Annotated in this window: 1 protein-coding gene (only partly in view); it reads right to left on the minus strand. The window is 75.9% G+C overall.

Annotated features, from left to right (window positions below):
* Positions 1 to 16,686: the 5' portion of a type I polyketide synthase gene (locus ACV530_RS03060; protein ID WP_494330632.1), read on the minus strand. 11,646 nt of this gene lie to the left of the window's left edge; 16,686 of the gene's 28,332 nt are visible here — the first part of the coding sequence; its start codon is at positions 16,684 to 16,686; its stop codon lies beyond the left edge, outside the window.
* Between the last annotated feature and the right edge of the window lie 12 nt (positions 16,687 to 16,698).

Raw genomic sequence — 16,698 nt, forward strand, 5'->3', positions numbered from 1 at the left:
GGCGGCGACGGCGAGCACCGCGTCCTCGTCGCCCGCGACGACGAGGGACGTCGGGGTGTTGACGGCGGCGACGGAGACGCGCCCCTCGTACCCGGCGAGCAGCGGCAGTACCTCGTCCTCGGCCGCCTCGACGGAGGCCATGGCGCCGCCGGCGGGCAGGGCGGCCATCAGCCGGCCGCGGGCCGCGACGAGGGTGCAGGCGTCCTCCAGGGAGAGGACTCCGGCCGCGTGCGCGGCGGCGAACTCGCCGATGGAGTGCCCGGCGACGTAGTCGGGGCGCAGGCCCCAGGACTCGGCGAGCCGGAACAGGGCCACTTCGAGGGCGAAGAGGGCCGGCTGGGTGTAGCCGGTGTCGTCGAGCAGCGCGGCCTCGGGGGTGTCCGGGGCGGCGAAGAGGATCTCCCGCAGCGGGCGGTCGAGTTCGAGGTCGAAGCGTGCCAGTACGGCGTCCAGGGCCTCGGCGTAGACGGGGTGGCGTTCGTAGAGCTCGCGTCCCATGCCGGGACGCTGGCTGCCCTGGCCGGTGAAGAGGAAGGCCAGGCGGCCGCGGCTCCGGCCGCCGGTGATCAGGCCGCCGTCGGGGGTGCCGTCGCGGAGGGCGGTCAGGGCGCGGATGAGCGCGTCGTGATCGTCGGTGACGACGGCCGCGCGGTGCTCCAGGGCGGCCCGGGTGGTGGCGAGGGAGTGGGCGAGGTCGGTGAGCGGCGTCCCGGGGTGGTCGGCGAGGTGGGTCAGGAGCCGGCCGGCCTGGGCGCGCAGGCCCGCTTCGGTACGGCCGGACAGCGTCAGGGGCAGCACCCCGGCCGGGTCCGCCGCCGGCTCCTCGGGCCGCCGGTCCGGGGCCTGTTCGAGGACGGTGTGGACGTTGGTGCCGCTGAGGCCGAAGGAGGAGACGGCCGAGCGGCGCGGGTGCCCGGCGTCGGGCCAGGCCAGCGGCTCGGTGAGCAGCCGGATGGCGCCGGAGCTCCAGTCGACGTGCGAGGAGGGCCGGTCGATGTGCAGGCTCTGCGGGACGGTCCCGTGGCGCATGGCCATGACCATCTTGATGACGCTGGCGACGCCGGACGCCATCTGGGCGTGGCCGATGTTGGACTTGACCGAGCCGAGCAGCAGCGGCCGCTCGGGGTCGCGGTTCTCGCCGTAGGTGGCGAGGAGGGCCTGGGCCTCGATGGGGTCGCCGAGGGCGGTGCCGGTGCCGTGTCCGTCGACGACGTCGACGTCGGCGGCGGCCACTCCGGCGTTGGCGAGGGCCTGGCGGATGACGCGCTGCTGGGACGGGCCGTTGGGGGCGGTGAGCCCGTTGGAGGCGCCGTCCTGGTTGACGGCGGAGCCCCGGATGACGGCCAGGACCTCGTGCCCGTTGCGGAGGGCGTCGGAGAGCCGCTCGACGAGGACGAGACCGACGCCTTCGGCCAGGCTCATGCCGTCGGCGGCGTCGGAGTAGGCCTTGCAGCGGCCATCGGCCGCCATCGCCCGCTGCTGGCTGAAGCCGATGAACGAGAACGGCGTGGACATGATGCTGACGCCGCCGGCGAGGGCGAGGGAGCTCTCACCGTTGCGCAGCGACTGGCAGGCCAGGTGCAGGGCGACCAGGGACGAGGAGCAGGCCGTGTCGAGCGAGACGGCCGGGCCCTCGAAGCCGTAGGTGTAGGACAGGCGGCCGGACAGGACGCTGGAGATGGTGCCGGTGATGGCGTGTCCCTCGCCGCCTGCCGGGGTCGCGGCGTTGGCGGCGTAGTCCTGGTAGCTGGCGCCGATGAAGGTGCCGGTGCTGCTGCCACGCAGGGTGGCGGGGTCGATGCCGGCACGCTCCAGCGCCTCCCAGGAGGTCTCCAGCAGCAGCCGCTGCTGCGGGTCCATGGCCAGCGCCTCGCGGGGCGAGATGCCGAAGAAGGGGGCGTCGAAATCGGCGGCGTCGTGGAGGAAGCCGCCACGGGTCGAGTAGGTGCGGCCCGGCCGGCCGAGGTCGGGGTCGTAGAGGCCCTCGGTGTCCCAGCCCCGGTCGGTGGGCCACTCGCCGGTGACGTCGCCGCCCTCGGTGACGATCCGCCACAGGTCCTCCGGGGAGGTGATGTCGCCCGGGTAGCGGCAGCTCATGCCGATGATGGCGATGGGCTCGTCGGTGGCGTATCCCGCGACGGCGGGCACGGCGGCGGAGGACCCGGTGCGGGCGCCCGCGATCGCGTCGCGCAGGTAGGCCACGAGCGCGAGCGGGTTGGGGTGGTCGAAGACCATGGTGCTCGGCAGGGCCAGCCCGATGACGGCGGCGATCCGGTTGCGCAGGTCGACGGCGGTGAGGGAGTCGAAGCCGACGTCGCGGAAGGCCCGCTGCTCGGAGAGGGTGTCCGGGGAGGCGTGGCCGAGCGCGGTGGCGGCCTCGGCGCGTACCAGATCGAGCAGGAGGCGGTCCTGCTCGGCGGCCGCCAGCCCGAGGAGCCTGGTGGTGAACTCGTTGCCGGATTCCGTGACTTCGGTGTTCTGTTCGGTCAGCCGCCGGACCTCGGGCAGCTCGTCGAAGAGCGGGGCGGGCCGCCCGGAGGTGAAGACGGGGTGGTAGCGCTCCCAGTCCACGTCGGCGATCGCGAGGACCGTCTCGTCGTCGTCGAGGGCCTGCCGCAGTCCGGTGAGGGCCAGCTGGGGGTCCATGAAGACGAGTCCGCTGCGGCGGATCTGGCCGGGGTCGACGCGGCCGAGCTTGAGGTCGTCGGCCCAGATGCCCCAGGAGACGGCGGTGGCGCGGGCGCCCCGGGCCCGCCGGTGCTCGGCGAGGGCGTTGAGGTAGGCGTTGCCGGCGACGTAGGCGGCGTGTGCTCCGCTGCCCCACATGCCGGCGGCGGAGGAGTACAGGACGAAGGCGTCGAGTTCGTCGTCGTCGAGGAGTTCGTCGAGGTGCCGGGCGCCGGTGGCCTTGGCGTCCATGACCCGCGCGAAGTCGTCGAGGGTCGTGTCGGCGAGCGTCGCGAGCTCGATGGTGACGGCGGTGTGCACGACCGTACGGACGGTGCGGCCGTCGGCCTTGAGCGCGCCGAGCATTTCCGCCACCGCGTCACGGTCCGTCAGGTCGCAGGCGGCGTAGGTGGCTTCGCAGCCCAGCTCGGCGAGTTCCCGTACGAGGTCCGCCGCGCCGGGTGCCGCCGGGCCGCGGCGGCTGGTGAGCACGATGTGCCCGGCGCCCTGCCGGGCGAGCCAGCGGGCCAGGTGCGGAGCCAGCGTGCCCGTGCCGCCGGTGACGAGGGTGGTGCCCCGGGGGGACCAGGGGCGGGCCGGGTCCGCGTCCGACGGGGCGGCGCGGACGACGCGGCGGGCGAGGACGCCGGAGGCGCGGACGGCGAGCTGGTCCTCGCCGGTGCGGCCGGTGAGGACGGCGGCCAGGCGTTCGGCGGCGCGCCGGTCGAGGTGCTCGGGCAGGTCGACGACGCCGCCCCAGCGCTGCGGGTGTTCGAGGGCCGCCGTCCAGCCGAGGCCGTGGATCTGGGCCTGGACGGGCCGGGTCAGCCGGTCGGCGCGGCCGGTGGAGACGGCGCCCCGGGTCAGGCACCACAGGGGTGCGCCGAGGTCGGCGTCGCCGAGCGCCTGGACGAGCGCGACGGTCAGGGCGAGCCCGGTGGCGAGCGCCGGGTGCCGGTCGTCCGGCTCCTCGGCGGCGGCCAGCAGGGACACCACGCCCGTGAGGTCCGCGAGGCCGTCGAGTGCGGCGAGGCGCGCGGCCAGGGCCGTACGGTCCTGGCAGGCGTCGTCCAGGACGAGCGTGCGCGGTTCGGCGCCGTGGGCGGCGAGGGCGTCCATGACGTCCTCGGCGTCGGTGTCCTCGGTGGTGACGACCAGCCAGGTGCCGGTCAGGGTGGCGGCGGGCAGGCCGGTCAGCGGCTTCCACGTGGGGCGGTAGCGCCAGGAATCCACGGTCGACAGGTCGCGGCGGCGCTTGCGCCAGTGCGACAGCGCCGGGAGGACCGGGCCCAGGGCGGTGCGGTCCAGGCGGAGGCTGGAGGCGAGGGAGTCGACGTCCTCCGCCTCGACCGCCGTCCAGAACTCGGCGTCCGCCGGGTCGGTCTCGTGCCGGTCCTGCGGCGCGGCGGGGACGGCCCACAGGTATTCGCGCTGGAAGGCGTACGTGGGCAGCGGCACCCGGCGGGCCCCGGTGCCGGCGAAGACGCGGGACCAGTCGGCGGCCGCGCCCCGGACGAAGGCCTCGGCGAGCGAGGTCAGGAAGCGGTCGGTGCCGCCGGTCTCGCGGCGGAGCGTGCCGAGCACGGCGGCCCGGGTGTCGGCCGCCTCGGCCGTCTCCTGGATGCCCATGGCGAGGACGGGGTGGGAGCTGACCTCGATGAAGAAGCGGTGGTCCTGCGCGAGGAGTTCACGTACGGCGGGCTCGAAGCGGACGGTCTGCCGGAGGTTGGTGTACCAGTAGCCGGCGTCGAGCCCGGTGGTGTCGAGCCAGTCGCCGGTGACCGTGGAGAAGAACGGCACCTGCGCGGGGCGGGGGCGGACCGGGGCGAGAGCGTCACGGAGTTCGTCCCGCAACAGCTCGACCTGCGCGGAGTGCGAGGCGTAGTCCACGGCGATGCGCCGGGCGCGGACGTCCTCGGCGGCCAGCTCGGCCAGCAGGGCCTCCAGCGGCCCGGGAGCGCCGGAGACGACCACCGAGCGGGGGCCGTTGACGGCGGCGACGGACAGGCCCTCGTACGCGGCGAGGCGCCGTTCGACGTCGGCCACGGGCAGCGGGACGGACATCATGCCGCCGGAGCCTGCCAGCACCCGGGCGATGGCCTGGCTGCGCAGGGCCACGACCCGGGCGGCGTCCTCCAGCGACAGGGCGCCGGAGACGGCGGCGGCGGCGATCTCGCCCTGCGAGTGGCCGACGACGGCGTCGGGGGTGATGCCGTGGGCGCGCCACAGTTCGGCCAGCGAGACCATGACGGCGAACGAGGCGGGCTGGACGACGTCGACGCGGTCCAGGGTGGGCGCGCCCTCGGCCTGGCGGAGGACGTCGAGCAGCGACCAGTCGGTGAACGCCGAGAGGGCGGCGGCGCATTCGCGCAGACGCTCGGCGAAGACCGGGGATTCGTCCAGCAGTCGCGCACCCATGCCGGCCCACTGGGAGCCCTGGCCGGGGAAGACGAACACGGTCCGGCCGTCGGTGTCGGCGGTGCCCTGGACGATGCCCGGGGCGGACTGCCCCTCGCCGAGGGCCCGGAGCGCGGCCGCCCGGTCGTCGTCGGTGGTGCCGACGACGACGGCGCGGTGGTCGAAGAGGGTGCGCGTGGCCACGAGGGAGTGGCCGGTATCGAGGGCGGCGGGCGGCTGTTCGCCGTCGAGCAGGGCGGCGAGGCTGGCGGCCTGGGCGCGCAGGGCGCCGGGGGTCCGCGCGGACAGCACCCACGGGACGGCTCCGCCGGCCGGGGCCGGCGGCTCCGCTTCCGGTACGGGGGCCGCCTTGGGGGCCTCTTCGAGGATCGTGTGGGCGTTGGTGCCGCTGATGCCGAAGGAGGAGACCGCGCAGCGGCGCGGGCGCTCGCCGTCGGGCCAGTCGGCGCCCCCGGTCAGCAGGGAGACCGTGCCGGGGGTCCAGTCGACGTGGCTGGAGGGGGTGTCGGCGTGCAGGGTGCGCGGCAGTTCGCCGTGGCGCAGCGCCATGACCATCTTGATGACGCCGGCCACGCCGGCCGCCGACTGGGTGTGGCCGATGTTGGACTTCACCGAGCCGAGGAGCAGCGGGTGCCGGGCGTCGCGGTCCCGGCCGTAGGTGGCCAGCAGCGCCTGGGCCTCGATGGGGTCGCCGAGGGCGGTGCCGGTGCCGTGCGCCTCGACGGCGTCGATGTCCGCCGGGGCCAGGCCGGAGTTGGCGAGGGCCTGGCGGATGACGCGCTGCTGGGCCGGGCCGTTGGGGGCGGACAGGCCGTTGGAGGCGCCGTCCTGGTTGATGGCCGAGCCGCGGATGACGGCGAGGATCTCGCGCCCGTTGCGCCGGGCGTCGGCGAGCCGTTCCAGGACGAGGATGCCGACGCCCTCGGCGAGGGTCATGCCGTCGGCGCCGTCGGAGAACGCCTTGCAGCGGCCGTCGCCCGCCAGGGCCCGCTGCCGGCTGAAGGCGACGAAGGGGCTGGGGTTGGTCATCACGGTCGCGCCGCCGGCCAGGGCCAGCGAGCTCTCGCCGTTGCGCAGCGACTGGCAGGCGAGGTGCAGGGCGACCAGGGACGAGGAGCAGGCCGTGTCGACGGTGACCGCCGGACCTTCGAGGCCGAAGAGGTAGGCGAGCCGGCCGGAGAGCACGCTCGGGCTGGTGCCGGTGACCAGGTGGCCGGCGGAGGGGTCGTCGAGGCCGAACCCGTACTCCTGGTAGGTGGAGCCGATGAAGGTCCCGGTCGGGGTGGAGTGGACGGCCGAGGGGTCGATGCCGGCCTGCTCGAACGCCTCCCAGGTGGTCTCCAGCAGCAGCCGCTGCTGGGGGTCCATCGACAGCGCCTCGCGGGGCGAGATGCCGAAGAATCCGGCGTCGAACTCGCCCGCGTCGTGCAGGAATCCGCCCTGGGTGGAGTACGTGGTGCCGGGGTTGTCCGGATCCGGGTGGTACAGGCCGGTGGTCCAGCCGCGGTTGACGGGGAAGTCGGAGATGGCGTCGACGCCGTCGGAGACGAGCTCCCAGAACTGCTCCGGGGAGCGGACTCCGCCGGGGAAGCGGCAGCTCATGCCGACGATGGCGACGGGCTCGTCGAAGCCGCCCGGTGCCGGTACGGCCACGGGCGCGGCCGACCGGGCGCCCGTGCCCAGGAGTTCGGCGCGCAGATGGCGGGCGAGGACGCCGGGGGTCGGGTAGTCGAAGACCAGCGTGGCGGGCAGGGCCAGGCCGGTGAGCGTGGAGAGGCGCTTGCGCAGTTCCACGGCGGTCAGCGAGTCGAAGCCCGCCTCGCGGAAGGCCCGCCGTTCGGAGACGCCGTCGGTGGAGGCGTGGCCGAGGACGACGGCCGCCTCGGCGCGTACCAGGTCGGACAGCAGCCGTTCCTGCTCGTCCTCGCCGAGGCCGCGCAGGCGGGCGGCGAACTCCGGTGCGGCGCTCTCGCCGCCGTCGTCCCCGAGGGCCCGGACGTCGGCCAGCTCGTCGAAGAGGAGGCTGGGGCGCGCGGAGGTGAAGACGGGGTGGTAGCGCTCCCAGTCGATGTCGGCGACCGTGACGGTGACGTCCTGCTGGACGACCGCGCGGCGCAGTTCGGCGAGGGCGGTGGCGGGGGCGAGGAAGCGCAGCCCGGTTCGGTGCAGGTGGTCCGCCACGGCCTCGTGGGTGGCCATGCCGAGCTCGCCCCAGGGGCCCCAGGCCACCGAGGTCGCGGGCAGGCCACGGGCCCGCCGGTGTTCGGCGAGGGCGTCGAGGTAGGCGTTGGCGGCGCCGTACGCGCTCTGCCCGGCGCTGCCCCACACGCCGGCGATCGAGGAGACCAGGACGAAGAAGTCGAGTTCGTGGCCGTCGAGGAGGGCGTCGAGGTGGGCCGCGCCGAGCATCTTGGCGGCCATCGCCTCGGTGGCGGCGGCCAGGGGCGTGTCGGTGAGGGCGGCCGCCTGGCCGACGCCGGCCGCGTGCACGACGCCGGTCAGCGGGTGCTCGTCCGGTACGGAGGCGAGCAGCGCGGCGAGCGCGTCGCGGTCGGCGGTGTCGCAGGCCGCGATGGTGACCCGGGCGCCCAAGTCCTCGATCTCGGCGGCCAGTTCGGCGGCTCCGGGAGCGTCGGGGCCGCGGCGGCTGGTGAGCAGGAGGTGGCCGGCGCCGCTGCGGGCGAGCCAGCGGGCGACCTCGGCGCCGAGCGCTCCGGTGCCGCCCGTGACGAGCACGGTGCCGCGCGCGGTGAAGGCGCCGGCCGGGGGCAGTTCGGCGAGCGGGTGGCGGACCAGGCGCCGGCCGAGCGCGCCGGTGGCGCGGATGGCGATCTGGTCCTCGCCGCCCCGGGCGGCGAGGGCGCTGACGAGGTGCTGGGTGGCGGGGCCGTCGAGGACGGGCGGCAGGTCGATCAGGCCGCTCCACAGCCGGGGGTGTTCCAGGGCGGCGACGCGGCCCAGGCCCCAGACCGCCGCCTGGACCGGGTTGGTGAGCGGGTCGGCGGCGCCGGTGGTGACCGCGCCCCGGGTCAGGGTCCGGACGGGCGCGGCGAGTTCGGTGTCGGCGAGCGCCTGGATCAGGACGAGGCTGAGCGCGAGCCCGGCCGGCAGTCCGGCGGCCGGTGATCCGGGCCCGTCGGCGAGGGGAAGCAGGGACAGCACGCCGGAGAGGGGCCGTTCCGGATCGCGTACGGCGTCGAGGCGGGCGGCGAGTTCGGCGCGCTCGTGGCAGGCGGCGTCCAGGACGAGCGTCTCGAACTGGGCGCCGTGGCCGCGCAGCGCGTCCAGGATCTCGTCGCCGTCGGTCCCTTCGGCGGTGACGACCAGCCAGGTGCCGTCCAGAACGGGGGCGGCGGCCGGCCGGGCCGGGTGCCAGGCGACGCGGTAGCGGGTGGAGTCCAGCAGGGCCTTCTCCTGCCGGAGCTGGCGCCAGGAGGACAGGGCGGGCAGCAGCGCGTAGAGGGAGGCGTGCTGTTCGTCGCGCAGGCCGAGGAGCCCGGCGAGCCCGGCGGCGTCGCCTCGTTCGACGGCGCCCCACAGCTCGGCGTCGGCGGGGTCGGCGGCGGCCTGCGGGACGCGGGCCGGGGCGGCGGCCTCGGGCCAGTAGCGCTCGTGCTGGAAGGCGTACGTGGGCAGGTCCACGGTACGGGCCCCGGTGCCGGCGAAGTACGCGGGCCAGTCGACGGCCGTGCCGCGCACGTGCAGCCGGGCGAGGGCGGTGGCCGCGCAGCGCTCCTCGCCGCGCCCGGTGCGCAGCATCGGGACGATGTGCGCGTCCGCGTCGTCGCCGAGGGCGTCCTGGGCGGCGGCCGAGAGCACGCTGTCGGGGCCGAGTTCGAGGAAGGTGCCGGCGCCGCGGTCGTGCGCGGCGCGCATGGTGTCGGCGAAGCGTACGGCGCCGCGGGCGTGCGCGACCCAGTAGTCGGCGGAGCGCAGTTCGTCGTCGGTGGCGGGGTGTCCGGTCAGGCCGGAGATGACGGTCACGTCCGGCGCGTGGTAGGTGAGCCCGGCGGCGACCTCGCGCAGCCCGTCGAGCGCGGGCTCCATGAGCGGCGAGTGGAAGGCGTGGCTGACCTCGAGGCGCTTGGTCTTGCGGCCCCGGTCGGCGAAGTGGGCGGCGATCTCCTCGACGGCGGCCAGGTCCCCGGCGACCACGACGCTGTGGGGGCCGTTGACGGCGGCGACGGAGACCTCGTGCTCGCGCCCGGCGAGCAGCGGCGCGAGTTCGTCCTCGGTGGCCTGGAGGGAGATCATCGCGCCGCCGGGGGGCAGCTCCTGCATCAGCCGTCCCCGCGCGGTCACCAGGCGGGCCGCGTCGGGCAGCGAGAGGACGCCCGCGACGTGCGCGGCGGTGATCTCGCCGATGGAGTGGCCGAGCAGCACGTCGGGGCGGATGCCCCAGGTGCGCAGCAGGCGGTGGAGCGCGACGCCGATGGCGAACAGTGCGGGCTGGGTCCACGCGGTGTGGCCCAGCAGCTCCGCCTCGGGGGTGCCCTCCTGGGCGAACAGGACGTCCTTGAGGGGGCGGTCCAGGTACGGGTCGAGCGCGGCCGTCACCTCGTCGAGGGCGGCGGCGAACGCGGGGAAGCGCGCGTACAGTTCACGGCCCGCGCCGGGGCGCTGGCTGCCCTGCCCGGAGAACACCACGGCCAGCTTGCCGGCGCCGCCGGTCTCGCCCTCGGTGAGCGCGGGGTCCGGCCGGTCGGCGGCCAGCGCGGCGAGCGCGCGCAGCAGTTCGTCGCGGTCGCCGGTCACGACGGCCCGCTGGTCGAAGGCCGTGCGGGTGGTGGCCAGGGAGAGGCCGATGTCCGCCGGGTCGGCCGCGGGGCGGTCGTCGAGGAAGGACCGCAGGCGGGCGGCCTGGTCGCGGAGCGCGGCCCGGCTCCTGCCGGAGAGGGTCCACGGCACGGCGGCCGGTACGAGCGACGGCTGTCCGGGCTCGTCGCGCGGGTCGGGGGCCGCTTCGAGGAGGATGTGCGCGTTGGTGCCGCTGAAGCCGAAGGAGGAGACGCCGGCCCGGCGCGGCCGGCCGGTCTCCGGCCAGCCGGTCTCCTCGGTGAGCAGGCGCACCGCTCCGGTGTCCCACTCCACGTGCGAGGACGGCTCGTCGGCGTGCAGGGTGCGGGGCAGCACGCCCCGGTCCATGGCCATGACCATCTTGATGACGCCGGCCACGCCGGCCGCCGCCTGGGTGTGGCCGATGTTGGACTTGACGGTGCCCAGCAGCAGCGGACGCGCCGGGTCGCGGTCCTGGCCGTAGGTGGCGAGGAGGGCCTGGGCCTCGATGGGGTCGCCGAGCGTGGTGCCGGTGCCGTGCGCCTCCACCGCGTCGACGTCCGCGACGGTCAGTCCGGCGCCTGCCAGCGCCTGCCGGATCACCCGCTGCTGGGACGGGCCGTTGGGGGCGGTCAGCCCGTTGGAGGCACCGTCCTGGTTGACGGCGGAACCCCGTACGACGGCCAGGACCCGGTGCCCGTTGCGGCGGGCGTCCGAGAGCCGTTCCAGAACCAGTACGCCCACGCCCTCGGCCCAGCCGACACCGTCGGCGCTGTCGGAGAACGCCTTGCAGCGGCCGTCCGGGGACAGGCCGCGCTGCCGGGAGAACTCGATGAGGGCGCCCGGCGTCGACATCACCGTGACGCCGCCGGCCAGGGCGAGCGAGCACTCCCCCGCGCGCAGCGCCTGCATCGCCCAGTGCATGGCGACGAGCGAGGACGAGCAGGCCGTGTCGACGGTGACGGCGGGGCCCTCCAGCCCGAGGGCGTAGGACACACGCCCGGAGGCGATGCTCGGCGCGGTGCCGCTGCCCTGATGGCCTTCGAACTGCCCGCCGGCGAGCGCGGCGGAGTAGTCGTTGTACATGACACCGGCGAACACGCCGGTGCGGCTGCCCCGCAGGGACACCGGGTCGATCCCGGCCCGCTCGACGGCCTCCCAGGACGCCTCCAGCAGCAGCCGCTGCTGCGAGTCGGTGGCCAGGGCCTCGCGGGGGCTCATGCCGAAGAACGCGGGGTCGAACTCGGGCGCCTCGTGCAGGAATCCGCCGAAGCGGCTGTACGAGGTGCCGAGACGGTCCGGGTCCGGGTCGTAGAGCGTCTCCAGGTCCCAGCCGCGGTCCGTGGGCAGGCCCGAGATGGCGTCGGTGCCCTCGCTGACCAGCCGCCACAGGTCCTCGGGCGAGGCGACGCCGCCCGGGTAGCGGCAGCTCATGCCGACGATGACGACGGGGTCCTCGTCGCCCGCGGCGCGGGGGGCGGCGGCCGTGACGGCGGCCTCGGAGCCCATGAGCTCGCCGAGGATGTGCGCGGCGAGCGCGGCGACGGTCGGGTAGTCGAAGACCACGGTCGCGGCGGTGCGCAGGCCGGTGGCCGTGCGGAGCCGGTTGCGCAGCTCCACGGCGGTGAGCGAGTCGAAGCCCAGCTCGCGGAACGAGCGCTCCGCGTCGACCTCGGCGGCCCCGGAGTGGCCGAGCACGGCGGCCACCTGGCCGGCCACGAGGTCGCGTACCACCTCGGCGCGGCCCGTCTCGTCCAGCCGGGACAGCTGCTGGACGAGGCTGACGGCCGTCTCCGAGCCGGAGACCACCGCGCGGCGGACGGGGGTACGGACGAGGCCGCGCATCAGCGCCGGCACCTCGTCCTGGACGCGCAGCACGGAGAGGTCCAGCCGGACCGGCAGCAGGACGGCGGCTGTGCCGGCGACCGCGGCGTCGAAGAGCGCGACGCCCTGGTCCTCGGTGAGCGCGGGCGTGCCCAGGCGGGCCAGGCGCCGGAGGTCGGCGTCGGTCAGCCCGCCGGTCATGCCGCCGGTGGGCGCCCACGGGCCCCAGCCGAGGGAGAGGCCCGGCAGCCCGTCGGCGCGGCGGAGCTGGGCGACGGCGTCGAGGAAGGCGTTGGCGGCGGCGTAGTTGCCCTGGCCCGCCGCGCCCACGGTGCCGGAGAGGGAGGAGAAGACGACGAAGGCGGCCAGGTCCAGTCCCCGGGTGGCCTGGTGGAGGTGCCATACGGCGTCGGCCTTGGGACGCAGCACCGCGCTGATCCGCTCGGGGGTCAGCGACTCGATCACGCCGTCGTCGAGGGTGCCGGCGCTGTGCACGACGGCGGTGACGGGGTGTTCGGCGGGCACGGCGGCCAGCAGCCGGTCCACGGCGGCGCGGTCGGCGAGGTCGCACGCCTCGACGGCGACGCGCGCGCCGTGTCCGGTCAGTTCGGCGACGAGCTCGTCGGCGCCCTCGGCGGCGGCGCCCCGGCGGCTGACGAGCAGCAGGTGCCGTACGCCGCGCTCGGCGACCAGGTGCCGGGCCAGGACGCGGCCCAGGCCGCCGGTGGCGCCGGTGAGCACCACGGTGCCCTCGGGGTTCCACGGGGTGCCGGGCTCCGGTGTCCGGGCGCGGGCGAGGCGGGCCACGAGCACGGCGTCGTCGCGGACGGCGGTCTGCGGCTCGTCCATGGCCAGGGCGCGGCCGAGCGCCGGTGTGGCGGGCCCGGCGGGGTCGAGGTCCAACAGGCCGAAGCGGCCCGGCTGTTCGGTCTGCGCGGCGCGTACGAGGCCCCAGACGGCGGCGGCCGCCGGGTCCGGCGCCCGCCGGCCGTCGGTGGCGACCGCGCCGCGGGTGACGAAGACCAGCCGGGAGCCGGCGTACGGCTCGCTCGCCGGCCAGGCCTTCAGCTGCTCCAGGACCTGGGCGGTACGGGTGTGCGCGGCGGCGACCGGGTCGTCGCCGGTGGTACCGGCGACGGGGACGAGCACGACGTCCGGGGCACCGACGGCGGCGTCCAGGCCGGTCAGGGCGGTGACGGTGCGGTCGGGCGAGGCCAGGGCCCCGGCGAGACCGAAGAGGTCCGGGCCGAGGACACCGACCGTGGCGGGCTCGGCTCCGGCGGGGTCTGCCGGCGGGGCCCAGCGCAGCTCGAACAGGGCGTCGCGGGCGAGGGAGGCGGCGGTCAGCTCCGCGTCCGGCATGGCGCGCAGGACGAGCGAGCCGACGGAGGCCACGGGGGCGCCCGTGGGGTCGGCGACGGCGATCGCCACCGCGTCGTCGTCGGTCCGGGTCAGCCTGACCCGGACGGTGGTCGCCCCGCTCGCGTGCAGGGTCACGTCCTGCCAGGAGAAGGGCAGGCCGCCCTGGGCCTGCCCGCCGAGGCCGGCGAAGGCCGAGGCGTGCAGGGCGGCGTCCAGCAGGGCCGGGTGGATGCCGAAGGAGCCGGTGTCGGCGGCGTCCGTCTCCGGCAGCGCCACCTCGGCGTAGACGTCGTCACCGGCGCGCCAGGCGGCGCGCAGGCCCCGGAACAGCGGGCCGTACGCGAAGCCGCCGTCGTTCATGCGGTCGTAGAAGCCGTCGAGGTCGAGCGGCTGGGCGCCGGCGGGGGGCCAGACGGTGGCGTCGAAGCCGGTACGGTGCTCGCCGGCGACGAGGGTGCCGGCGGCGTGCTGCGTCCAGGGCAGCTCCTCCGGCCCGTCGGGGCGGGAGTGGATGCTCAGCGCGCGGCGGCCGGACTCGTCCGGGCTGCCGGCCCACACCTGCACCTGCACGCCGCCCTCGGCGGGCAGCACCAGGGGGGCGGCCAGGGTGAGTTCCTCGACGCGGCCGCAGCCGGTCTCGTCCCCGGCGCGGACGGCCAGCTCCAGGAAGGCGGTGCCCGGGAGCAGGACGGTGCCGCGCACGGCGTGACCGGCCAGCCAGGGGTGGGTGCGCAGCGACAGCCGGCCGGTGAGCAGCAGGCCGTCGGAGTTGGCGACCGACACGGCCGCCGCCAGCAGCGGGTGACGGGCGGCGCCCAGGCCCGCGGCACGGACATCGCCCGCGTGTGCGGGCAGGCTCTTGGGCCAGTACCGGCGGCGCTGGAAGGCGTACGTGGGGAGGTCCGTGCGCCGGGCTCCGGTGTCGGCGAACCAGGGCTCCCACCGGACGGCCGTGCCCCGGACGTACAGGCCCGCCAGTGCGGTGGTGAGGGTCTCGGCCTCGGGGCGGCCCGGCCGCAGCACGGCGAGCGTGGCGGGGGCGTCCTCGGGGGCGTCCTCGGGGGCGTCCTCGGCGGTGCCGTCGAGGCATGCCTGGGCCATGGCGGACAGGACGCCGTCGGGGCCCAGTTCGAGGAAGGTGCCGACGCCGTGACCGCTCAGCCAGGCGAGGGCATCGGCGAACCGGACGGCGTGCCGGGCGTGGTCCACCCAGTAGTCGGGGGAGGTCAGCTGCTCGACCGTGGCGAGGGTGCCGGTCAGGCCGGAGACGACCGGGATGACGGGCGCCTGCGGCGTGAGGCCGGCGACGACGGCGCGGAACTCCTCGAGCATGGGTTCCATGAGCGGGGAGTGGAAGGCGTGCGAGACCTTCAGCCGCTTGGTCTTGCAGCCCAGCTCGGCGAAGTGCCCGGCGACGGCGGCGACTTCGTCCTCCGCGCCGGCGACGACGACCGCGTCGGGCCCGTTGACCGCCGCGATCGAGACCCGGTCCCGCCGGTCCTCCAGCAGCGGCAGGACCTCGTCCTCCGTCGCCTCCAGCGCGACCATGGCGCCGCCTGCGGGCAGCGCCTGCATGAGCCGGCCGCGCGCGAGCACCAGGGCCGCGGCGTCGGCCGCCGAGAAGACCCCGGCCACGTGGGCGGCGGCGATCTCGCCGATGGAGTGTCCGGCGAGGAAGTCCGGCTTGACGCCGAGGGATTCGGCGAGCCGGTAGAGCGCGACCTCGAGGGCGAAGAGGGCGGGCTGTGCGTAGCCGGTCCCGTTCAGCAGTTCGGCCTCGGGGGTGCCCTCGGCGGCGAACAGCACGTCCTTCAGGGGCCGTTCGAGGCCCTCGTCGAAGTGGGCGAGGATCTCGTCGAGCGCGGCGGCGAACACGGGGAAGCGGGCGTGGAGTTCACGGCCCATGCCCGGCCGCTGGGAGCCCTGGCCGGCGAAGAGGAAGGCGAGCTTGGCGCGGCCCTGTACGGCGCCCTGGGCCAGGCCCGGCGCGGGTTCGCCGGCGGCCAGTGCGGTGAGGGCGGCGAGGGCCGCGTCGCGGTCGGCGGCGGTGAACGCGGCGCGGTGTTCGAGGCCGGAGCGGGCCGTGGCCAGCGAGTGGGCCACGTCCACGGGGGCGAGGCCGGGGCGGGCGGTGAGGAAGTCCAGCAGGCGGGCCGCCTGGGCGCGCAGGGCCTCCCGGGTACGGCCGGAGACCAGCCAGGGGGCGGCGCCCGCGGCGATCGGCTCGACGGCTTCGGGCGTCTCCCCGGTGTCCCCCGTCTCCTCCGTGTCCTCCTGCGCGGACGACGCTTCCTCCAGGATCGTGTGCGCGTTGGTGCCGCTGAGGCCGAACGAGGACACGCCGGCCCGGCGCGGCGCCTCGCCCCGCTGCCACGGGACCTGCTCGGTCAGCAGGCGTACGGCCCCCGCCGTCCAGTCGACGTGCGTGGACGGCGCGTCGACGTGCAGCGTGCGGGGCAGCGTGCCGTGCCGCATGGCCAGCACCATCTTGATGACGCCGGCCATGCCGGCCGCCGCCTGGGTGTGACCGAGGTTCGATTTGACGGAGCCCAGCAGCAGCGGGCGGTCCTCGGCGCGGTTGCGGCCGTAGGTGGCGAGCAGCGCCTGGGCCTCGACCGGGTCACCGAGGGTGGTTCCCGTGCCGTGCGCCTCGACGACGTCGACCTCGTCGGCCGAGAGCCGCGCGCTGACCAGCGCCTGCTCGATCACCCGCTGCTGGGAGGGGCCGTTGGGGGCGGTCAGTCCGTTGGAGGCACCGTCCTGGTTGACGGCGGAACCCCGTACGACGGCCAGGACCTCGTGCCCGTTGCGGCGGGCGTCCGAGAGCCGTTCCAGGACCAGTACGCCCACGCCCTCGGCCCAGCCGGTGCCGTCGGCGGAGTCGGCGAAGGAACGGCAGCGGCCGTCGGCGGACAGCCCGCCCTGGCGGCTGAACTCCACGAACGTGGTGGGCGAGGACATCACCGTGACGCCCGCGGCCAGCGCCAGGGAGCACTCGCCCTGACGCAGGGAGTGGGCGGCCAGGTGCAGGGCCACCAGGGAGGACGAGCAGGCGGTGTCGACCGTCACCGCCGGGCCCACGGCCCCGAAGAAGTAGGAGAGCCGGCCCGACAGGATGCTGGTGGTGTTGCCCGTCAGGGTGAAGCCCTGGACGTCGTCCTCCGGGCCGACCCGGTACTCCTGGGGCATGGCCCCGACGAACATGCCCGTCCGGGTGCCCCGGACCGCGGCCGGGTCGATGCCGGCCCGCTCGAACGCCTCCCAGGAGGACTCCAGCAGCACCCGCTGCTGGGGGTCCATCGCGAGGGCCTCGCGCGGGGAGATCCCGAAGAATCCGGCGTCGAACTCGGCTGCGTCGTGCAGGAATCCGCCGTGGAACTCCGCCGCGTTCCCGACGTCTTCCGTCACCGACTCCCACCCGCGGTCGGCGGGGAACTCCGTGACGCCGTCCTCGCCCGCGACGAGCATGGACCAGAGTTCCTCGGGGGTCGTCACGCCCCCGGGGAAACGGCAGCTCATGCCCACGATCGCGATGGGCTCGCGGGCCGCCGCCTCCAGTTCGCCCACCCGCTGCCGGGACCGCCGCAGATCGGCGCTCGCCCGCTTCAGGTAGTCCCGGAGCTTCTGTTCCTTGTCCATCTTCGCCACGTT

It is taken from the genome of Streptomyces sp. SX-6 (assembly GCF_059089585.1).